We start from the raw sequence: 20,053 nt of genomic DNA, 5'->3' as shown, positions 1-20,053 counted from the left end.
CGTGCAGCGCGGGCGTCAAGGCGTACGCCCGGGGGGCGTCAGGCCGTATGCGTGGCGAGCGCGAGAAACCGATCGTCCACATCGGTGTAGGCGTCGAGTCGCCAACCGGAACACGCCAGCATCGGACGGAGGTTGGCCTCGGCCCGCAGGTCGTCCGCCGTGAGCGGGCGGCCGGGGCGGGCCGCCAGAGCGGCGCGTCCGACGGGATGGAACAAGGCCAGCCGTCCGCCCGGCCGCACCACCCGGGCCAGCTCGGCCAGGCCCGGTCCGGGGTGCGCCAGATGGGAGATGAGACCGGCGGCGAACACCGCGTCGAGCGCCCCCGACCGCAACGGCAGACGGGCGACATCGGCGAGGAGCAGCAACCCGCTGCGGTCACGGCCCGCCCGTACCGCCGACTCCAGCATCGCCGGTGTCAGATCCACGCCCAGGACCGTGCCGTCCGGCCCCACGGCCGTTCGCAGAGCGGGCAGTGCCCGCCCCGTGCCGCAGCCCGCGTCGAGCACCGCGTCACCGGAGCGCAGTCCGAGCGCCTCGACGGCCGCGGCGTAGGCGGGTCCGTCATCAGGGAAACGGGCGTCCCAGCCCGCCGCGCGGGCCGTGAAGAACTCCTGGACATGTGCGTGGTCACCGGACATACCGACATGATCGCGCAGTCGCCGTGGGAGTGGAACTCGGCCCAAGCCGACGCCCCTCCGCGGCGCGGCCCACGGCACGTGGCCGGTATCGGCGTCGTGGCCTCGCCAAGGGGCGGACATCTGGCGAGGCCGGCCGCTCTCGCCGAACCCGCGGAGGGTCGGGGAGAGCGGCCGGGAGGAGGATCGGCGGGTGCGAACGGCCCGCGGAATCAGACGTTGACTCCGTAGTCGGACGCGATTCCGGCGAGTCCCGACGCGTAGCCCTGGCCGACCGCTCGGAACTTCCACTCCGCGCCGTGCCGGTAGAGCTCGCCGAAGACCATGGCGGTCTCGGTCGAGGCGTCCTCGCTGAGGTCGTAGCGCGCGAGCTCGACGCCGTTCGACCGGTTCACCACGCGAATGAAGGCGTTGCGGACCTGACCGAAGCTCTGGCCGCGGCTCTGGGCCTCATGGATGGAGACCGGGAAGACGATCTTGGCGACATCGGCGGGCACGGCGGCCAGGTCCACATTGATGGACTCGTCGTCGCCCTCGCCCTCCCCGGTCAGGTTGTCCCCGGTGTGCTGGACCGAACCGTCGGGGCTCGTCAGGTTGTTGTAGAAGACGAAGTGCAGGTCGGAGAGGACCTTCCCGGTCTGCGAGCACAGCAGCGCACTCGCGTCCAGGTCATGGTCGGCGCCCGTGGTCGTCCGCACGTCCCAGCCCAGACCGACCGTCACCGCGGTCAGGCCGGGTGCCTCCTTCGACAAGGAGACATTGCCGCCCTTGGCCAGGCTCACACCCATGAACATCCTCCAGTGGTACAGCGCTTCAGCGAAACGTGATCAGCGCGTCGTCTGTCGTCACCAGGGTGAACGCCGAGGACGACTTCATGGTTCCCATAATTGCGCAATTCCTGAAGTGATGTGTCGGGAGCGAGGTCTGCCGTTCCGTCCGCCTCCGCGCATGGCCGGGCGTGGCGTCCTTCCCGACAGCGGGTCCGTCGGCGAAGGACGCCGTGAGCGCCGCGGTCGAACGGTGCGTGCGAGGCGGGCCGTTGCGTGGCGTGGGTGCATTACATTTCAGTGCCGCGTTTCGGCCGGTGTTTGTGCTCGGTGTTCCCGGGAAGTGCTTCTGGCTGGTTGTGGGCAGGTCCGGTGATCCATTCGAACAACGGCACTCGCTACATTGCGCAACTGTAAAACCACAGGGTGGTGGCGCGCGTCTTCCTCGACGGAAGGCGAGTGTTCCTCCTGGAACCGGACGAACGGGGTGGCCGATGACAACACATGGCAAGGCGGCGACGGGCCGGTCGCGGGGCGGACGCCTGAGGCGGACGGCCGTGACCGGGCTGTCCTTTCTCGTGCTGCTCGTCTCGGGCGTCGGGTGGGTGTACCTGAAATTGAACGGCGGCATCGACACCTTCAGCGCGGACGGGCTCTCCGGGGACCGGCCGCCCGGTTCGTCGATGGGGCAGAACGTCCTGGTCATCGGATCGGATTCGCGTGCGGGAGGCAACAGCGAACTGGGCGGCGGCGAGGGCGCGGTGGGGCGCTCCGACACCGCCTTCCTCCTCCATGTGTACGGCGACCGCAAGCACGCCGTCGCCGTGTCGATCCCCCGCGACTCCCTGGTCGAGATCCCGGCGTGCAGACTTCCGGGAGGCGCGTGGACCGCCCCGAAGCACGACGCCATGTTCAACGCGGCGTTCTCGGTGGGAGAGACAGCCGAGGGCAATCCGGCCTGCACCCAGAACACCGTCGAACGCCTCACCGGCCTGCGCGTCGACCACACCGTCGTCGTCGACTTCGCCGGATTCTCCGCGCTCACCTCGGCGGTCGGAGGCGTGCCCGTCTGCCTGCCCCACGACATCCATCAGCGCGACCTCAGCCCGAAACTGCCCACCCGGGGGGCGCGGATCTTCGCGAAGGGTCCGCAGACCGTCTCCGGGCAGCGGGCACTCGACTACGTCCGGCTTCGGCACGGCATCGGTGACGGCTCGGACCTCGGACGCATCAAGCGGCAGCAGGCTTTCGTCGCCTCGCTCATCAAGAAGGTCAAGTCGCGCGGCATGAACCCGACCACGCTGTTGCCCCTCGCCAACGCGGCCACCGACGCGCTGACCGTCGACCCGGGACTCGGATCGGCGGACCGGCTGCTCTCCTTCGCCATGTCGATGAAGAACGTCGACCTGCACAACACCAAGTTCGTGACCGTCCCGTGGCGCTACGAGGGTGCTCGCGTCGCGATCGTCGAGTCCGACGCCGACGCCCTCTGGGCCGCGTTGAAGGCCGACCGCACGGTCGACGGCAAGGACGCCAGCGGCAGGCGATCCGCCGAGCGCGACCGGACCGGCAGCGACAGTGCCCCGTCCGCTGCCGCCGACCCGCTCGCGGGAAAGGGCATCGGTGTCGCCGTCTACAACGGCACGACGGTCACCGGGCTCGCGGCCCGGGCCGCGGATCTCCTGCGGTCCCGGGGGTTCACGGTCACCACCACGGCCACGGCGAGCCGTCAGGACCACGTCTCGACGGTCGTCGAATACGGACCGGGCCTGCGGAACGAGGCCGAGAAGACCGCCCGGCACCTGCCCGGAGCCAAGGTGAACGCGTCCGACTCGGCCGGAATCCGCGTCGTCCTCGGCAGTTCGTACGCCGAGGACTCGGCGGCCACGCCCGGGGGAACGGCTCCTTCCGCAGTGCCGCCCGCTGTCGCCGACGAGGCCCGCTCGGCGGACGACAACCCGTGTGCCGACGTCCCGCAGGGGTGAGTGGTGCGTGCCCGGTGGGCAGTGGCTCCTTGACCGGCCGTCACGGAGCCGAGGGGCCGGGACCCGGCCACATGACCGAGTAGTGCTTGCCCGTTCGTGACCAGTGCGCAAGGCTTACGCGAAACGCGGGGCACGGGGAACGCATGAGCGGGGAGGAACGGGCACATGGCGCTGGACAAGGAACTCGACTGGCTCCTTGACGATCTCACGAACAGGGTCGGGTACATACGGCATGCGCTGGTGCTGTCGAACGACGGTCTCGTGACCGGGGCGAGCACGGGGCTGACGCGTGAGGACGCGGAACATCTCGCCGCGGTCTCGTCGGGGCTCCACAGCCTCGCCCGTGGTTCGGGGCGCCACTTCCGTGCGGGGAGGGCCCGGCAGACCATGGTGGAGTTCGACGAGGCGCTGTTGTTCGTGACGGCCGCCGGCGAGGGAAGCTGCCTGTGCGTGCTGAGCGCGGCCGATGCCGACGTGGGCCAGGTCGCCTACGAGATGACCCTGCTCGTCAACAGGGTCGGTGAACACCTCGGCGTCGCCGCGCGCCAGGGCGGGGACGCCGAGGGGGGCCGGGCCTGATCCGCGCGGGAGTTTTCCACAGGCCGCGCGGATGTGCCGTCTCCGGACTACTCTGATTACAGAGAGTAATCAACCGGAGGGGGATGTCATGACGGTTGCCGGTGTTGTGGGTGTGGAGACCGCGAACACGATGGCTGTGGGCGCGGCGGCTCGCGAACTCCACTTGAAGCGCGGCGAGTTCATCATCGCCGTGCATTTGGGCCTGGTGCGTGTGTCGGCGCAGCGGGGTGAGGGTGGCCCGCGGGTCCACCGTGAAGAGATCGAACGGCTGCGGGCGCGGGACGGTTTCCCTGACGTGCTGAGGGAAAGGGTGCGCGCGGTCGGTACGGCGGAGGGGGCCCGTCTGATCGGGGTCAGTGCGGGCCGTTTCACCAGATTGGCCCGCGCGGGGTGCTTCACGCCGATCACGTTCTACCTGAACCGCTATCGGGCGGTGGTCTGGCTCTATCTGGTCGAGGAACTCGCCGGGTTCGCGGCACGGGAGCCCCTGCTTCTTACGGGACGGAGCCCGGCCTGGGTGCGAGATCGGCTGGAGGGCGGCGCGGACCGGCGGGCACGCAATTGGCGTGCGCGGCGCGTCGAGCGGCTGATGGCACTGACCGACGATCCCTGGGCCCGTGCGGCCGTGCTGGCCGGCACGCTGGATCCTCTGCGAGTGGCAGAGCTGATCGACGAACCATCCGAGCGGGCTCACCTCGCCGGGATCCGGCCCGAACCGGTCCTCGCACCGACAGTGCCGCCTCACGCACAGGACACGATGGCGCGGCTGACGCGAGCGGAGGAACCGGAGGAGGCGCTGCGACGGCAGGCCGACCTGATCGCGGAGGTGGATCGCGCCAGAAGGGCCCGGCCGGTTCCACGGACGGATGCCGACCGTCGAGGCCATGGCCCCGGACAACGTCTCGCCCACGTGGACGAGCAGGGGCCGGGACGGAGGACGGCCACCATGGACGAATCGGTTCAGGCCATCCGACCCGTCCTGGAGACCGAGAGCGACACCGACACCGACACCGAGGCCGGGCCCGCCCGCGCTCCTGCCTTCCCGCTCACGCCCGCACCCCTGGCCGCTTCCGCGACCCACTCGCCCGGCACCTCGAAACGGAAACGGGAGCAGAGGCACGTGTCCGAGCGGGTATCCGGCACGACGGCAAGGGCCACGACCGTGCGCGCGTTGCTCGCCCGGCTGAGGCTGCGCGGGCTCACATCGCGGCGACCCCACAGGTAATCGACTCGTGCCCGGGGCCCGGCAACGGCATCCTGTCTCCATGCTGATCAGAGACGCCACCGCCGAGGACTGGCCCGCCATCTGGCCGTTCTTCCACGACATCGTGGCCGCGGGTGAGACCTACACCTACCCGCTCGACCTCGGCGAGGACGACGCCCGCTCGTGGTGGCTCCTCACCCCGCCGAATCGCACGGTCGTGGCGGTCGGCGACGACGGGACGATCCTCGGCACGGCCAAGATGAACAACAATCACATGGGCAACGGCTCGCACATCGCCAGTGCCAGTTTCATGGTCGACCCCCGATACTCCGGGCAGGGAGTGGGTCGGGCGCTGTGCGTTCACACACTGGACTGGGCCCGTTCATCGGGCTTCCGGGCGATGCAGTTCAACGCGGTGGTCGAGACGAACACCCATGCCGTCCGGCTCTATCGCTCGCTCGGTTTCGAGATCCTCGGCACCCTGCCCGAGGGGTTCAGGCATCCCGCACAAGGGTTCGTCGGGCTGCACGTCATGTACCGCCGCCTCTGAAGACCCTCTGTTGTCAAGGGAGTCGGTGTGGCGGTTCTTCCGACTGCCGACGGCGGGAGGGTGTGGTTCGGGCGAGGGCCGCACCATGCGGCCCTGACGACCCCTGTGGTCCCGGTGCTGTCCACGGGCCCACACCATCGCGCTGGGACGATCGAACTGGTGCGCCGCGTCCCATGAGGGACGGATCAGGCGCTGCTGTGCACCGTCACGTCACGTCCGTGCCGAGGACTTCGCCTGAGCGGGGCCGTGCGGTTTCGAGGGCCCGATCTCGCACCAGACGGCCTTGCCCTCGCCGCGTGGTTCGATGCCCCAACGGGCGGCGACGGCGTCCATGAGCAGCAGCCCCCGCCCCGATGTCGCGGTCTCACCCGGGCTGCGGCGCCGCGGCCACACACTGGAACGGTCCTGCACGGACAGCCGGATCCGACGCACGGGCTCCGGCAGCACCTCCAGGGTGAGCACGGCACCGCCTTCGGTGTGCAGCAGCACGTTCACCAGCAGTTCGCCGGTCATCAGCTCGGCGTCGTCGGCCAGCTCGGCCATGTCCCAGTCATTGAGGGCCTGACGCACCATGGTGCGGGCGTCGGAAAGCCCCTCCGGATCCGCCTGGTGGACGTACTGGTGCAGTCGCGGGGCCCGCGGTGATCCCGGGTCCGGACTGCGCCGCAGCACCAGCAGGGCGACGTCGTCCCCCGACCCCCAGCGCTCCCAGAGCCGGTCCGACAGGTGATCTGCCAGCGCCTGGGCCCCCGCGGGCCCCGTGCTCACCTCATGGACCAGGGCCTGCACGCCCACCTCGACATCGGCCCCCGGCTCCTCCACCAGCCCGTCGGTGTACAGGACGAGCGTCTCGCCCGGAACCAGATCGAGACGGGTCTCCGGATACTCCTCGTCCCCGAAATCGGTAGAGATGCCCAGCGGCAGACCACCGCGCACCTGCGGACTGCCGACCCGGCCGTCCACCTGCCGGATCAACGGTCCGAAATGCCCCGCGCGCACCACGCGCACGGCCCCCGAGGCCAGGTCGACCTGGGCGTACGTGCAGGTCGCGAAGCGTTCCGTGTCGAGCTCGGAGAGGAAGCGCGAGGCGCGGGCCAGCACCGTCGACGGAGCATGTCCCTCGGCGGCGTATGCCCGGAGCGCGATGCGGAGCTGACCCATGATGGCGGCCGCATGCGTGTCATGGCCCTGGACGTCACCCACCACGATCCCGAAACGGTCCTTGGGCAGCGCGATCACGTCGTACCAGTCGCCACCGATCTGCCGTCCGCTCCAGGCGGCGTGGTACCGCACGGCGATCTCGCCGCCCTGGATCTCCTGGATGCGCCGAGGAAGCATGGCCGACTGGAGACCGGTGGCGAACTCGCGCTCCTCGTCGAAGAGCTTCGCCCGTTGCAGCGACTGCGCCACGATGGCGGCCAGCCCCAGGCACAGGCTGCGCTCGTCCGCGTCGAAGGCCGTGGGCTCGCGGTAGAAGAGCGCCAGCGACCCCACGGTACGCGCCTGCGCGACGAGCGGCAGATACGCGGCCGCCCGGAACCTCAGCCGCTCGGCGTACGGGGCCACCGCCGGATACCGGCCGACCAGCGCGGAAACGGAGTTCAGAAACCGGGGACGGCCACTGACCACCGTGTCGGCCAGCGGAAGGCTCCGGTCCAGTTCCTCGCCGGAACCGAGTTCCGCGACCGCCTCCAACGCGTCGCCGCTGAGCGCGATCACGTTCAGCGTCGACTTCTCCACCATGCCGAGCGCGAGACCGTCCGCGCCGATCCGCGCCAGGCCGCTCGGACCTGTGAGCGAGGCGGTCACGTCGTCCACGGTCACCGCACGCGACAGCGCGCTCGTCGTACGTTCAACGATGCTGGTCTGGCGCTGCGTCCGCTTCTCCAGGTCCAGCAGGAACTCCGAGTGGTCGATTTCCGCCGTCGCATCGCGCACCACCCCGACGACCCGGTGGGCCCGGCCGTCATCGCCGCGCAGAACACGTGCCTGGACGTGTGTCCGCTGGTCCTTTCCACCGTCCAGGGGGACTCGGAGATGGACGCAGTACGAACTGCGCCCCCCGACGATCGCGTCATTGACCGCCTCGTCGAGCCGGGCTCGCTCGGTGGCGTCGAGCCGCTCCACCGCCGACTCGGGCCGGAAGTCGAACGACAGCGGATCCAGCCCCAGGACCAGCAGGCCCGCTTCGTCGATGTCGAGCGTGCCGGTGTCCAGATCCCAGTCGAAACTGCCCGTCCGCTTCATCACGAGACCCTCGGCCGTCACGGAACCGCGACCCTGCGACTGCTCGATCGGCCGACGGGGCGCGGCGGGGGTGCTCGATTGCCGGTCGTGATCGGTCATACCTGCTCCGGAGGTCGTCCGGCGGGGCTCACGGGCGGCGTGCCCGTACGGGGTGACTCAATTGTCGAGCCGGTGACGGAAGGCCGCCACAGCGGACCGGCCGACCGCGACGCGCGGACCACGACGGGCGAGGCTCCCGGACGACGGCTGCCGGGACGTCCGCGCCCCGGAGGTGCCCGGCACCCCTGCCTTCCGGGGGAGGAACCCGCCCCCGACAATGAGCGGTGGAAGATCGTCCGTGTGTGACGGACGATGCGGCACAAGGGCTGACCGGAGCGCATTCATGAACCATGACGATCCCGTCCTGACGCACACCGAGGGTCGTGTCCGGCACATCACGCTGAACCGACCGCGGGCGCTCAACGCGCTGAATCACGCCATGGTGCTGCGCATCGACGAAGCGCTCGCCGAAGCGGAGCGCGACGACGCGGTGACCGCCGTGTTGATCACCGGCGCGGGAGAGCGGGGCCTGTGCGCGGGCGGGGACATCCGCTCCATCCACGACGACGCCCGAGCGGGCGGCACCGCGTCACTCGCGTTCTGGCGCGACGAGTACCGGCTCAATGCGCGCATCGCCCGGTATCCGAAGCCCTATGTGGCGATCATGGACGGGATCGTGATGGGCGGCGGCGTGGGGATCTCGGCTCACGGCGACGTCCGGATCGTCACCGAACGCTCGCGCGTCGCCATGCCCGAGACCGGCATCGGATTCGTCCCCGACGTGGGCGGAACGTACCTGCTCGCGTCCGCACCCGGCGAGCTCGGCACGCACCTGGCACTCACGGCGGACGCGGTGGGAGCGGGTGATGCCCTGCTGTGCGGGCTCGCCGACCATTTCGTACCGGCTCGGCGCCTCACCGCCCTCACCACGGCACTCGCCGACTGCCGCACGCCCGACGAGACCGAGGCAGCGGTGCGGGCACACGCCGCCTCCGCACCGGAGGGCGAACTGGGGGCGCACCGTGAGTGGATCGACACCTGCTACCGGGCGGACACGGTCGAGGAGATCCTCGACCGGCTCGACAACAGCGGCGTCCCGGCCGCCAAGCAGGCCGCCGCGGCGATCATCGCCAAGTCGCCCACCGCGCTCAAGGTGACCCTCTCCGCGCTGCGCAGGGCCCGCCGGCTCGGCGGCCTGGAGGCGGTGCTCGACCAGGAGTACCGCACGTCGTGCACCGCCTTCGCCCGGCCCGACCTGGTGGAGGGCGTGCGGGCGCAGATCATCGACAAGGACCGCCGCCCGCGGTGGAGTCCTGCGGAGCTGACCGAGGTCACGGACGACGACGTGGCGCGGTTCTTCGCCCCGCTGGGCGAACGTGAACTCGGCCTGGCCACCGTCCCCGGGACGACCGCCTGAGGCGGCACGCCGAAGGACGAACGAGGGACGAAGCTGGGACGGACGAGGGACCGACGGAGGAGGGAAGGCAGAGCAGGGAGGGCGGGCCGGGGGACCGGAAGGCCACGGCGAGAAGAACCGGAACGCGTGGGACAGGTGCGGCCAGGGCAACCGGAAGGTCTGGGGAGAGAGGGACCCTCGGCGGAGGGAACCGTTCAAAGGGGTCCGGGACCGGTGACCGCGCGGAAGGGGACGCCGAGCAGATCGGCCACCGCCCTGAGGTCCTTGGCGCGGTGGCCGGTGCACAGGGCCCAGTGGTGACCGACGCCGGTCGCCGCCCACGCGTCGGTCCACTCGCCCGGGTCGAAGCCGAAGTCGACCCGCGACGTCGTGTTGCCGATCTCCAGCAGGGGCCCCGGCACGACCTCGCCCTCGGAGACGGCGAATGTGAAGGTCCCGTCCGCCTCCTGGCCGACGCCGAACGTGGTCACCGGGCCGTGTCCGACGTCGAACTCGACACTGACCCCCCACCCCCGCTTGCCGTGGTAGACCCCCAGCCCGCGTAGCAGCGGATCCCTCGCGCTGATCGCGAGGTGGGCGGGGCCGTCGTGGCCCATCTCGACCGCCCGGTCCCGGAAATCGAGGGCCTGGAGTTCGGTGAACGAGCCACCGGCGCCGATGATGTCGGCGATCAGCATGGCCAGACCGGTGCGCAACTCGTACTCCCCGGCCATCGGGATGCCCCGCGCGGTCAGGAACGACGCGCCGAGGATCATGCCCGCGCCGAGCCGTTCGTGGATCTCGCCCTCCAGACCGCGGTGGTAGTACGCCAGGCTGTCGAGCCCGAAGTCCTCGACGAGCCGGTCCAGCCCGACCGATACCCGGGAGGCCCAGGCGAGGTCGTCCTCGTTCACGGATGCGTCGAGGGTGAAGACCTCGTGGGCGAGCGCGACCCGTCCGGCCGTCTCCTCGTCCGTCACGGCCGCGACCCGGACCCGCAGATCGTCGAACTCCAGGACCTCGACGTGCCCGCCGAACCGGGCCGAGACCAGCGTCATGTCCGTGGAGACGTCGAGCATCCCGGGATAGAGATGGCCCATCAGCCCGTGCCGGCCGTGCCGCAGCACACCGCGCACCCGCGCCGCGGTGATCCAGCGCCGAATCCGGTTCCAGGCGTTGTCGTCGCGCAGATGGCCGGAGACCGAGCGGAAGGCGACACCGCTGCGCCGGAACACATTGGCGATCTCCGGCAGTGGGCACTGCCCGCAGTACGCCAGCCACTGGCCCGTTCCGGTGTTCGGGTGGTCCATGACCTCGGTCGGCTGGAGGTCGATCACCAGCACCGGGGCATGGGCGCGTTGGGCGATCGGCAGCACCATCGAGGCGGTGAGATACGTCGTCAGATACGTCACGACGACGTCGCAGTCCGCCCGGCGCAGGCGCTCCGCCGCCCCGGCCGCCTCCTGCGGGTCCGAGACGAAGCCGGCGTCGACGACGTCGCAGCCCATCTCCCGGAACCGTTCGGTCACGAATCGAGCCGATTCCCGCAGCCGGTCTAGGAGACCGGGGAACTGGGGCCAGTACGCGCCGAGTCCACCGGAGACCAGGCCGACCCGGGTAGGACGGCGGGTGACGCGGGGCAGCCCGCCGTGGAGCGCGGGGGGAGAGACATCGGTCATGTGCTTCCTTCCCTTCTCGTCGTTCGTCGAGCGATTCCGCCACTCGGCGGTGGCGTTCACCGGACTCCCGGAACCCGGCGGTCCCAGTGCCTGGATCCGCGCGACGAGTCGCCGTACTTCCATGAGGCCGCACACGGACGTCCCGCCCCAGGCCGTGATGCCGTGACCGCCGAGGATCGCTCCCACGGCCTGCGGGTTGGCGGCCTTGACCGCCGCGATGTCCAGGCCGAACTGGAAGCCGGGCCTGCGCCGGCCGACCCACGCCACCTCGTGGCCGAAGCCCCTTGACGGCGGAGAGGTCGGGCATGCACACCTCACAGGTGGAGTCGTCCGGCGGACGGTGACCGCCGCCGTGATCACGGGCGTTGGATCGGTTCATCCCGCTTCACGCAGAACCAGTTTTCCGCGTGGGGGGGCAGACAAGCTCTGGAGTTGTCGATTCGCCCGTGTGAGCAGATGTCTGCAGGCGAGGGCGACCCTGAATCGGTTCGCCGAGGATGGAGTCGGAATCCTCGGTGTGACGGAGTGGCTCGAAGGGATGGCAGTGCGCCGGAGGGATGACGTGGTCGTGCGGGGCCGTCGGCGGTCGTGAACAGGGGGCAGCGGCAGCCGCCGGACCGTTGCCCGGCCCGTACCGGCATGGTGGCGCATCGGAGCGAAGAGGTGAAGGCCGCCGACAGGGTGACGGCCGCGCCCGCCCCGTCCCGGGCTGTGGCCGCCCGGTGGGGAACGGGGACGGAGGCAGGCCGCGGCCCGGGGCGAGGGGAAGTGCCGTTCCGCCCGCCCGGTTCAGTGACCTCCGCCCGACATGCTCGGTCGGAGCGTTGACACGAGGTCGAAGAACCGCGACTCGTTCCCGCACAGGCCCGCCCGCTCCAGCGCGCCATCGGCCTCCGCCATCGGGGAGGCGAGCAACGGCACGTAAAAGGGGCCGTCCTCGGGATCCGCCAACGCCGCTCGGGTGGCCTCCAGAAGTCGGACATACGCCTGGGCCGCGGCGAGTTCGTCGTTGCGCATCACAGCATCTCCCGCTCAGAGGTGTCGGACCCACCAGCATTCCCCATGGGTCTGACAGCGAGGACGCAGTCGGAAACATGCGGGCCCGCTGCGACCGGCTCCGGTCCGAAGCAGCTTTTCGCGCGTGTGCGCGGTGGCTTCGACGCCCGCTTCCTCCGGTCGCGCCGACCGCCACCGCATCGACCGTGGCGGGGACCGGTCGCCGTCCGGCACTGCTCTCTGCGCGACAGCCTCACGAGGGCCGTGGCCCGCGAGGTCCATCGGCAGTTCGGAACCGCGGGCGCTCGAACGCGGCAAGCACGGTCAGAGCACGCTCATGACGAGGATCGGCGGCCGTCGGCGGCGTCGAGGTCGAGGGAGTGAGCCGCGGTCAGACGCTCGACGAACGTCCGGAAGTCCTCGGCCAGCGGGAGTTCCGCGGGAACCTCCGCGTCGAACCAGGTCACGGACGGCTCGCCTTGTGCGCCGCACGTCCGGTAGTCGAGCGCGATCCACCAGTGGCCGTCGCCCGAGAGCAGCACCAGAGGCGAGGGAAGACCCCACTCCTCGATCAGGTAGGCCGAGTCCAGCAGCGAGATGTGGCCGTCGTGACGGCCGATGCCCAGCAGACCGTCGAGCGGGACATGGTTCTGGCTCCACGAGGTCGGCACGTCGGTCGGGAAGGCGTTCCACCGCGCCGCGACCGGTCCACCGTTCCGGATCCGCAGAAGCTCCAGCAACGAAGCCGGCAGCCGCACACCCAGCCGGAGCTCGGCATCCAGAACGGCCGCGTCCGTCAGCGGTGGCTGCACCCCGTACAGACCCTCGCCCCAGAACGTCGCCTTCACCTCATCGAACCGGGTCACGAGCGCATCCTATGACCGGGGCGCACCCGCTCGACGAGTGGGAGGAGCTTCGACGCCTCCGTACGACGCGACGGCGGAGCACCCGTCAGGCGGCGTCCGGAACCGGATCGTACGGCGGAGAACGCCGGTCGGGCGGAAGGCGCCGCTACCGGAGCGACTCCGGACCGCCGTCCCTGCTCCGGACGCCCGGCGGCGGTTCGACCTCCAGGAACCTGCGACGACGCGGTCCCCGGTACGGCAGCACCGTCCAGCCCAGCTCCCGCAGCACGGCCGCGCACCGGCCCAGTTCCTTCTCCTCGGCGTGCATGGCTCCGCCGCCCGGCGGACCGACCCACTCCACTCTCGCGCCGTCCGGCGCCTCGCCCGCCGTCACGCGGTACCCGGTCGCCGTCCGCGCGCCGGAATCGTCGACCGCGGAAGCCGCCAGGCCCGACGCCTCCAGGGCCAGGGCCACGGCCCGTACCGGCCGGTGCGTCTCCCACCGCGCGGGTACGCCCTCCGGGCTCGATAGCCCCGTGTTCGTCAGCCGACGGATCTGCAGCATCCCCTCGAACGCCGTGCGCACGGATGCCGTGCGTCGTTCGTCCGGAACCGTCACCTCTCCGTCCCCCGTGGCCGGTTCGAAGCCGGTGTCGTCCCCGATGCCCATCAGCGTCCCCTTCACCGTGCGGTACTGCTGCCAGTGTGCTGCGCGGCACTGACATCGATGCTGATACTCAGGTTCCGGTGGTCGTGGCTCGGGCACTGACTGACGCCCTGCTGGGCTGTCTTCCGACTGTTCAGCCGCTCGGACACGGCGCGCCACCGAGCTCATGGACAGGCCGACGCCTGCGCACGGCCGGGCCCGGGCGTGTTTCGAAAGTCCCGTCCGCCCGAGGCGGCCCGGCGACGCGCGTCGGACACCTGCCTCTCGACCCGGAGGAAGAAATCGTCCGCGGGGTGTCCGTCCCGTCGTGAGCGATCGTAAAGGGACCGGTGTCCGGCTGCGGCGGCCGCTTCTGCCAGGGGGCGGGGACGGGCGGACCGCCGACGGTGAGCAGGCGACCGCACGGGTGCCGGACCAGCCGGACAACGGCCACCCCGGTGTCCCGCCGGCGCTCGCCGTACTGGAACCAGATTGCCGTTCCGTCGGCGTGCAGGACGGAGGCCGTTCCGGTGCGGTGCCTCAGGATGTGGACGAAGCCGTGGCAGCGGCCCGAGGCCGGGAAGAGGAGCCCGGAGGGCGGGTCCGGCGCCCACACCACGCCATGGTGGTCGTAGTCCCGCAGCACCGTCGTGGACATCAGCGACGCGGCTCCGGGCCGGGCTCCCGGTCGGCAGCGGCGTTGCTGCGGGTCGCCGCGTCGATGACCGCGGCCCAGCTGCCGTACTTGGCGAACTGCTGGTCGGCCGTCGGTCCCAGCGGGTTGCCGTACTTCGCCATGTCGCGGGCCTTGAGGGACTCCACGGCCTCCGGCGACATGCCCGCACGGGTGATCTCTCCTTCGTCTCGTTGCGCATGGCGATCAGGGCGCGGGCGATCTCCTCGTCGGAACGGCCCTCGGCACGCATTCGGTCCTCGACCGTCTCCATGGCATCGAGCAGCTGGTGGACCGGATCCGGATCCCCCGTGCCTCCCGCCTGCTCCCTGGGGTCATCTCGCGGATCGAGCAGACGACCGGAGCGTTGCTCGTGCACGGGGGCGATCGGAGCTGCGGCGACCGGGTGTGCGACGTGCACCGAGGGGGCGAGTGCCGGAGCGACCGACGTCGTTTCCGGGCCGCCGGCGCGGTCCCGGCCGGGGCGAGCAGCGGTAGGAGGAAGTCCGCGAGGAGTGCGCGGAGGAGCGGGCCGCGGCGGCGGACCGAGCGGGGCGGGACGGCCGGCGTCGTGCTGACAGGTATGAAGGGTGACTCTTCTCACCGAGGAAACAGGGTGAAACGGATGCCATGGCGGCCGGTGCGTCCGGCAGCGATCACGGGGTCGGCGCGTACGAGTGATGCCCACCGATAGGGTTGACGGTCCGACAGTCACGTACCCGGAGGACTCACCGACCGTGCCCGCCCATGTCCCAGGCCCTGGCTCCGACCACGCCACACTGCGAGCCGACTGCGCGAACTGCTTCGGACTCTGCTGCGTCGCGCTGACCCTCACCCGGTCCTCGGACTTCGCGATCGACAAGGAAGCCGGGAAGCCCTGCCGCAACCTCCAGGAGGACTTCCGCTGCGGCATCCACACCGAACTGCGCACACGCGGCTTTCCCGGCTGCACCGTGTACGACTGCTTCGGGGCCGGGCAGAAGGTGTCCGGCGAGACCTTCGAAGGGCGGGACTGGCGCGGGTCGCCGGACACCGCCCGGCGGATGTTCCAGGTGTTCCCGGTCATGCGGCAGCTCCACGAACTCCTCTGGTACCTCACGGAGGCGTTGTCCCTCGGACCGGCCCGAGCCCTCCACGGAGAGATCCGGCGCTGCCTGGAGGAGACGGAACGCCTCACGCGACTGCCGGCGGACACGCTCGCGGAACTGGACGTGGCCGCGCACCGCGAGTCGGTCGCCGCAGTGCTGTCCCGTGCGAGCCGGGCCGTCCGGGCCACCGCACCCCGCGGGAGGAAGCGTGACCGCCGCGGCGCCGATCTCATCGGTGCCCGGCTCAGAGGCGCCGATCTGAGAGGCGCCGACCTGCGCGGCGCCTACCTCATCGCTGCGGACCTCACGGGCGCCGACCTGCGACTGGCCGACCTGATAGGCGCCGACCTCCGGGATGCCGACCTGTCCGCCGCCGACCTCACCGCGAGCCTCTTCCTCACCCAGGCCCAGCTCAACGCGGCCAGGGGCGACGCGGCGACGAAGCTACCGACCTCCCTCGGCCGCCCCACGCACTGGGGCGACTGAACCCCGACCCGGACCGCACCACCGACGGCCCGGACACCAGCCGCGCCGCAACCGGGCAGAACGCCCCCTGCGGCCGGGCACCGCCGGCGCCCGCGGATCGTTGCACAGTGTGATGTATCCGGAGTGCCTTCGACCGGACCGAGGAGTCCCGCACATGGCCAGCAGTACCGACCACCACACCGAGCACAGCCGTACCGACGGGGGCCATACCGATGGCAGCCGCACCCGTCTGGTCGAGCGGCTCATGGAACAGTTCCCGCACGTCCCCCGGGAAGCCGTCATCAAGGAGGACCTGCTGCGCGGCGGCGTGGCGTTCGACGAGTCCGCGCTGAGTGACAACGAGGACGGCGACGTCAAGCCGAAGTCGTACTTCATCTTCTCGTTCGACCACGGAACGCTCCCCGAGCTCGGCGCGGCCGCACTGCGCCGTCCCCCGGAGGAGATCGTGCTCACCGGAGGCCCCTACGAACTGCGGCGGACCGTGGTCTCCGTGCGGGTCAATCCGGCCTCTCCGTACCGTGTCGCCGCCGACGACGACGGGGTGCTCGGGCTGTACCTGGACGGTCGGCGCATTTCCGACGTCGGCCTGCCCCCGATGCCGGACTACTACCGGCACACCCTGGAGAACGGCAAGTCCGTGATGGAGGTCGCACCCACCATCCAGTGGGGCTACCTCGTCTACCTGACGGTCTTCCGGGTCTGCCAGTACTTCGGGGCGAAGGAGGAGTGCCAGTACTGCGACATCAACCACAACTGGCGCCAGCACAAGGCGGCGGGACGCCCCTACACCGGCGTGAAGCCGGTCGAGGAGGTCCTGGAGGCCCTGGCCATCATCGACAAGTACGACACCGCGAAGTCGTCCACCGCCTATACCCTCACAGGCGGCGCCATCACGTCCCACATCGGCGGCCGCGACGAGGCCGACTTCTACGGTCAGTACGCCAAGGCGATCGAGGAGCGCTTTCCCGGCCGGTGGATCGGCAAGGTCGTCGCACAGGCCCTGCCCAAGGCGGACGTCCAGCGCTTCCACGACTACGGCATCCAGATCTACCACCCGAACTACGAGGTGTGGGACCGCCGCCTCTTCGAGCTCTACTGCCCGGGCAAGGAACGCTACGTGGGACGCGACGAGTGGCACCGCCGCATCCTGGACTCGGCCGACGTGTTCGGCGCCCGCAACGTCATCCCCAACTTCGTCGCGGGCGTGGAGATGGCCGCGCCCTTCGGCTTCACCACGGTGAAGGAAGCCATCGAGTCGACCACCGAGGGGCTGCGGTTCTTCATGTCGCACGGCATCACGCCGCGCTTCACCACCTGGTGCCCGGAGCCCACCACCCCGCTCGGGAAGACCAACCCCGACGGTGCGCCGCTGGAGTACCACATCCGCCTGCTGGACGCCTACCGGGCGACCATGGAGGAGTTCGGCCTCAGCTCGCCTCCCGGCTACGGTCCGCCCGGGGCCGGCCACGCCGTCTTCTCCGTCAGCTCGTTCATGGACAGCCTTCCGGCACGGCCCGACGACACCCAGGAGTAGCCGGACCGCCCCTCGGCCGCCCCGGACCGCCGACGCGCGGGGCGACCGGCACGCGCACCGGACCGTCGCGGTACGACGTTCCGGTGCGCGGTGCCCGGCGGGACGCGGCCGACGCGCGCCGGGCCCGACGAACCGGGCGCGGCGGCCGTGGTCCGTCAGGCGCGCCACTCCGCCGTACGTTCCGGGGACGCCTCGGCGAGCGCCTTCGTGACCGCCTCGGCATCACCGCGATGACCGTAGACGGGCGAGCCGGGCTGCTGCCGCCAGGACTCGTCGAGGCCGCCGGTGTCGACGGTGTCGAAGCCGAGTTCGTCGATGAGATCCCTGACGACCCGCTTGGCCGCGGCGTCGTCACCGGCCACCGGCAGCGCCTGACGGCCGGGGCTGCCCTGAGGGCGGCCGTTGTCGAGGATGTCCTGCGCGTAGGTCCCGTTGAACGCCTTGATCACGGGGTGGCCGATCTGCCGCTCCGTCCACCGGCTCTCCGGCAGCCCCTCCTCGATGGCGGCGATCCGGCCGTCCCGCTGCTGCGGGTAGTAGTTGCCGGTGTCGATGACCGCGACCCCCTCCGCGGCCTCGTCGAACAGGCCCGAGGGCAGCAGCGGGACCGCCTTGAGGGGAATGGTGACCACCACGACCTCGGCTCCTCGGGCGGCCTGCGCAGCGGTGACCGGGGTCGCCCCGGTCTCCCGGGCGAGTTCCGTGAGCGTCTGCGGGCCCCGGGAGTTGGCGACGGAGACGTCATGCCCCAAGGCGGTGAGGCGCCGGGTGAGATTACCGCCGATGTTGCCCGCTCCGATGATGCCGATCTTCATGGATCCGACCTTCCCATGGTGCCTGCGGTGTGTGAGGTGCTCTCGCCGCATCCCCAACCTCCCGCCGGGCAGCCCTATTCCACCGATGGGAAAACGGTTCGCCTGTTCACCGAGCGGATGGGCCCGAGCGGCGGGGGCACGTAGACAAGGAAAACCGGAACCACCGAGCAGATCCGGAGGCGATGCCATGCTGCATGGTGTCGATGTCAGTGCCTACCAGTCGTCCTTCGACCCGGACGGGCTGGACTTCGTCCTCATCAAGGCCACCGAAGGCCGTTCCTACGTCAACCCGCGGCTGTCCTCGCAGGTCAAACGAGCCAGGGACGCGGAGTGCGTGGTCGGCTTCTACCACTTTCTCTGGCCGGGGAACATCAGGGCGCAGGCGAAGTACTTCCTGAGCAAGGCGCCGGAGGAGGCGGGCGATCTGCTCGCCGTGGACTGGGAGGAGAACGGCGAGGGCACCCGGCCGGGCAACGCCGAGAAGGACCGCTTCATCCGCGAGGTCAAGCGCCTGCGGCCGCACCACAAGGTGCTGCTGTACTGCAACCGCACCTTCTGGCTGCACCACGACACGACGTCGTACGCGGGGGACGGTCTGTGGATAGCCGACTACGTGACCGCCGGAAAGCCTCGGATCAAGGCGTCCTGGCGCATTCACCAGTACACCGACCAGCCCCTCGACAAGGACGTGGCGGCGTTCTCGTCACGAGTCGCCCTGCGCGACTGGGCACGCGGGCAGTCGTAGCGGCGCCGCGATGCCGATGGACGGACCGGTACGTGACGGTCCGGATGGTCGGGCACGGTGCCGATCGGCGCGGGCGGCGACGAAAGAGGACCGGACGGTCCTCAATGGCCTCTCCGGAGCTTTCGCCACTGGTGCGGGTCGCGGCGGGCCGGCCCCCCGCCCGATGCCGGCGGAGGAGCCCGCCCGTGGCCGTCGTCGTCCGGGGCTTCACCGGGCCACTGGTGAACGAGGGCCGACCCGTGCCGGGACCCGCCGGTCATCAGGTACGGGGCACCTAGGATGAGGCCGATGAGCGAGATCCCGCCCAGCCTTCTGGGATTCACGACCTACCTGCTGTCCAGGACCGGCAAGACCGCGCGGAGCAGGCTGGCGGCGAGGCTGGCCGAGCGGGACATGAAACTGTGGCACATGGCGGTGCTGTCCGCGCTGGTCGATTTCGGTCCCCATGTGCAGCGGGAACTGGCGTCCCGGCTCCGGATCGACCGGAGCGACATGGTGAAGATCGTGGATGATCTCGCGGTCGCCGGACTCGTGGAGCGGGCCCGTGACACCGCCGACCGCCGCCGGGTGACGGTGACGTCCAGTCCGGCGGGCCGCGCGGTGCTCGCGGATCTGCAGGCGGAGGCGCTGGGCGTTCAGCGGGAACTGCTCGCCCCCCTGAGTACTGCCGAACAGGCACAGTTGGCGGCGCTGCTGCGCCGCGTCCACGCCCATGCTCATGAGGAGGGGCAGGGGCCGGGGCCCTCGACGTCCAGCGGCTGAGGTCCCGGTTGCCCCGGCCGGAGCGGCCCCGGTTTCCTCGCGCGCCTCACACGCGGCGCGCGATCGGTCGCCCGCGGTCGGGGAGGGGTGCGGCGGTACGGCGGCCGGTCCCGGGTGCGCCGGGCGTCGGGCGGAACAGGGGCGTCGGACGGGAAGCGGGTATGGGCGGCGGGGCGGGAATGTTCGCTGTTCGGGGCGTGTCAACGAAAGACACGCTGTCGCGGGGGTGAGCGGGTTTCAGGAAGTCGCCCGGACGGACCAACGGAACATCAAGAGCGCCTGTTTTCAGGGCAGTTGAGCGTTTATCGGATTATCCGGAAATAGCATTTGGCGTAGGCCGTGTACCCCGATAGGCGTTCCGGCCGCGCACGGCAACGTGTCC

18 protein-coding genes are annotated in these 20,053 nt (G+C 70.7%); 9 read left to right on the top strand and 9 right to left on the bottom strand.

Annotation, left to right across the window (positions count from 1 at the left end; genetic code table 11):
- Positions 1 to 38 precede the first annotated feature (38 nt).
- Together AB0E67_RS24505 and AB0E67_RS24500 are read right to left on the bottom strand one after the other, a co-directional pair.
- Positions 39 to 638: a methyltransferase domain-containing protein gene (locus AB0E67_RS24505; RefSeq protein ID WP_362030506.1), complete on the bottom strand. Its 600-nt coding sequence runs from the start codon at positions 636 to 638 to the stop codon at positions 39 to 41.
- Positions 639 to 847: 209 nt separating this feature from the next.
- Complete coding sequence (locus AB0E67_RS24500; protein ID WP_362030504.1) at positions 848 to 1,423, bottom strand: TerD family protein; 576 nt, start codon at positions 1,421 to 1,423, stop codon at positions 848 to 850.
- Positions 1,424 to 1,959: 536 nt separating this feature from the next.
- On the opposite strand from AB0E67_RS24500, the gene AB0E67_RS24495 reads away from it, so the two are divergent.
- The 4 genes from AB0E67_RS24495 (at position 1,960) to AB0E67_RS24480 (ending at position 5,720) form a co-directional block, all read left to right on the top strand.
- Positions 1,960 to 3,387, top strand: a complete 1,428-nt coding sequence (locus tag AB0E67_RS24495; protein ID WP_362030502.1) for an LCP family protein — start codon at positions 1,960 to 1,962, stop codon at positions 3,385 to 3,387.
- Positions 3,388 to 3,552: 165 nt separating this feature from the next.
- Positions 3,553 to 3,966: a roadblock/LC7 domain-containing protein gene (locus tag AB0E67_RS24490; RefSeq protein ID WP_362030500.1), complete on the top strand. Its 414-nt coding sequence runs from the start codon at positions 3,553 to 3,555 to the stop codon at positions 3,964 to 3,966.
- Between the two features lie 31 nt (positions 3,967 to 3,997).
- A complete protein-coding gene (locus AB0E67_RS24485; protein WP_362030499.1) occupies positions 3,998 to 5,191 on the top strand; it encodes a DUF6397 family protein in 1,194 nt (397 codons plus the stop codon).
- Between the two features lie 40 nt (positions 5,192 to 5,231).
- Positions 5,232 to 5,720, top strand: a complete 489-nt coding sequence (locus AB0E67_RS24480) for a GNAT family N-acetyltransferase (RefSeq protein ID WP_362030497.1) — start codon at positions 5,232 to 5,234, stop codon at positions 5,718 to 5,720.
- A 210-nt stretch (positions 5,721 to 5,930) separates the two neighbouring features.
- Here the strand turns inward: AB0E67_RS24480 and AB0E67_RS24475 are convergent, their stop codons facing one another.
- Positions 5,931 to 8,066, bottom strand: coding sequence for a SpoIIE family protein phosphatase (locus AB0E67_RS24475; protein ID WP_362030495.1), 2,136 nt, complete (start codon positions 8,064 to 8,066; stop codon positions 5,931 to 5,933).
- Between the two features lie 283 nt (positions 8,067 to 8,349).
- Between AB0E67_RS24475 and AB0E67_RS24470 the strand changes: the two genes are divergently transcribed.
- Entirely contained in the window at positions 8,350 to 9,423 is a 1,074-nt protein-coding gene (locus tag AB0E67_RS24470) for an enoyl-CoA hydratase/isomerase family protein (RefSeq protein WP_362030494.1), read from the top strand.
- A 194-nt stretch (positions 9,424 to 9,617) separates the two neighbouring features.
- Here the strand turns inward: AB0E67_RS24470 and AB0E67_RS24465 are convergent, their stop codons facing one another.
- The 5 genes from AB0E67_RS24465 to AB0E67_RS24445 form a co-directional block, all read right to left on the bottom strand.
- Positions 9,618 to 11,081 (bottom strand): L-fucose/L-arabinose isomerase family protein, encoded by a 1,464-nt coding sequence (locus tag AB0E67_RS24465; RefSeq protein WP_362030630.1) that lies wholly within the window; start codon positions 11,079 to 11,081, stop codon positions 9,618 to 9,620.
- 789 nt (positions 11,082 to 11,870) lie between these two features.
- A complete protein-coding gene (locus AB0E67_RS24460; RefSeq protein WP_362030492.1) occupies positions 11,871 to 12,098 on the bottom strand; it encodes a hypothetical protein in 228 nt (75 codons plus the stop codon).
- A 314-nt stretch (positions 12,099 to 12,412) separates the two neighbouring features.
- The gene (locus AB0E67_RS24455; RefSeq protein WP_362030490.1) at positions 12,413 to 12,943 is read right to left on the bottom strand and encodes an SMI1/KNR4 family protein; all 531 of its coding nucleotides are present in this window, start codon (positions 12,941 to 12,943) and stop codon (positions 12,413 to 12,415) included.
- A 145-nt stretch (positions 12,944 to 13,088) separates the two neighbouring features.
- Positions 13,089 to 13,592 (bottom strand): hypothetical protein, encoded by a 504-nt coding sequence (locus tag AB0E67_RS24450; protein WP_362030488.1) that lies wholly within the window; start codon positions 13,590 to 13,592, stop codon positions 13,089 to 13,091.
- Between the two features lie 633 nt (positions 13,593 to 14,225).
- Complete coding sequence (locus AB0E67_RS24445) at positions 14,226 to 14,405, bottom strand: hypothetical protein (protein WP_362030486.1); 180 nt, start codon at positions 14,403 to 14,405, stop codon at positions 14,226 to 14,228.
- Positions 14,406 to 14,978: 573 nt separating this feature from the next.
- Here AB0E67_RS24445 and AB0E67_RS24440 point away from each other — a divergent pair.
- Complete coding sequence (locus AB0E67_RS24440; RefSeq protein WP_362030484.1) at positions 14,979 to 15,815, top strand: pentapeptide repeat-containing protein; 837 nt, start codon at positions 14,979 to 14,981, stop codon at positions 15,813 to 15,815.
- A 154-nt stretch (positions 15,816 to 15,969) separates the two neighbouring features.
- On the top strand, positions 15,970 to 17,349 hold the full coding sequence (locus AB0E67_RS24435) for a radical SAM protein (RefSeq protein WP_362030482.1): 1,380 nt from the start codon (positions 15,970 to 15,972) through the stop codon (positions 17,347 to 17,349).
- A 155-nt stretch (positions 17,350 to 17,504) separates the two neighbouring features.
- Here the strand turns inward: AB0E67_RS24435 and AB0E67_RS24430 are convergent, their stop codons facing one another.
- Positions 17,505 to 18,215: an NAD(P)-binding domain-containing protein gene (locus tag AB0E67_RS24430; protein WP_362030480.1), complete on the bottom strand. Its 711-nt coding sequence runs from the start codon at positions 18,213 to 18,215 to the stop codon at positions 17,505 to 17,507.
- A 136-nt stretch (positions 18,216 to 18,351) separates the two neighbouring features.
- On the opposite strand from AB0E67_RS24430, the gene AB0E67_RS24425 reads away from it, so the two are divergent.
- Complete coding sequence (locus tag AB0E67_RS24425; protein ID WP_362030478.1) at positions 18,352 to 18,909, top strand: glycoside hydrolase family 25 protein; 558 nt, start codon at positions 18,352 to 18,354, stop codon at positions 18,907 to 18,909.
- 288 nt (positions 18,910 to 19,197) lie between these two features.
- A complete protein-coding gene (locus AB0E67_RS24420; RefSeq protein ID WP_362030476.1) occupies positions 19,198 to 19,671 on the top strand; it encodes a MarR family winged helix-turn-helix transcriptional regulator in 474 nt (157 codons plus the stop codon).
- Positions 19,672 to 20,053 lie beyond the last annotated feature (382 nt).

The sequence above is a fragment of the Streptomyces sp. NPDC032161 genome, assembly GCF_040636995.1.
Classification (GTDB): Bacteria; Actinomycetota; Actinomycetes; order Streptomycetales; family Streptomycetaceae; genus Streptomyces.
The sequence above is the reverse complement of the archived record's forward strand: the minus strand, read 5'-3'. Positions and strand labels throughout refer to the sequence as shown.

Bases quoted from the DNA above. Each gene is read 5' to 3' on its own strand.
- AB0E67_RS24505 (WP_362030506.1), bottom strand. From the start codon at position 638: ATGTCCGGTGACCACGCACATGTCCAGGAGTTCTTCACGGCCCGCGCG.
- AB0E67_RS24500 (WP_362030504.1), bottom strand. From the start codon at position 1,423: ATGGGTGTGAGCCTGGCCAAGGGCGGCAATGTCTCCTTGTCGAAGGAG.
- AB0E67_RS24490 (WP_362030500.1), top strand. From the start codon at position 3,553: ATGGCGCTGGACAAGGAACTCGACTGGCTCCTTGACGATCTCACGAAC.
- AB0E67_RS24485 (WP_362030499.1), top strand. From the start codon at position 3,998: ATGTGCCGTCTCCGGACTACTCTGATTACAGAGAGTAATCAACCGGAG.
- AB0E67_RS24480 (WP_362030497.1), top strand. From the start codon at position 5,232: ATGCTGATCAGAGACGCCACCGCCGAGGACTGGCCCGCCATCTGGCCG.
- AB0E67_RS24475 (WP_362030495.1), bottom strand. From the start codon at position 8,066: ATGACCGATCACGACCGGCAATCGAGCACCCCCGCCGCGCCCCGTCGG.
- AB0E67_RS24470 (WP_362030494.1), top strand. From the start codon at position 8,350: ATGAACCATGACGATCCCGTCCTGACGCACACCGAGGGTCGTGTCCGG.
- AB0E67_RS24465 (WP_362030630.1), bottom strand. From the start codon at position 11,081: ATGACCGATGTCTCTCCCCCCGCGCTCCACGGCGGGCTGCCCCGCGTC.
- AB0E67_RS24460 (WP_362030492.1), bottom strand. From the start codon at position 12,098: ATGCGCAACGACGAACTCGCCGCGGCCCAGGCGTATGTCCGACTTCTG.
- AB0E67_RS24450 (WP_362030488.1), bottom strand. From the start codon at position 13,592: ATGGGCATCGGGGACGACACCGGCTTCGAACCGGCCACGGGGGACGGA.
- AB0E67_RS24445 (WP_362030486.1), bottom strand. From the start codon at position 14,405: ATGTCGCCGGAGGCCGTGGAGTCCCTCAAGGCCCGCGACATGGCGAAG.
- AB0E67_RS24435 (WP_362030482.1), top strand. From the start codon at position 15,970: ATGGCCAGCAGTACCGACCACCACACCGAGCACAGCCGTACCGACGGG.
- AB0E67_RS24430 (WP_362030480.1), bottom strand. From the start codon at position 18,215: ATGCGGCGAGAGCACCTCACACACCGCAGGCACCATGGGAAGGTCGGA.
- AB0E67_RS24425 (WP_362030478.1), top strand. From the start codon at position 18,352: ATGCTGCATGGTGTCGATGTCAGTGCCTACCAGTCGTCCTTCGACCCG.
- AB0E67_RS24420 (WP_362030476.1), top strand. From the start codon at position 19,198: ATGAGCGAGATCCCGCCCAGCCTTCTGGGATTCACGACCTACCTGCTG.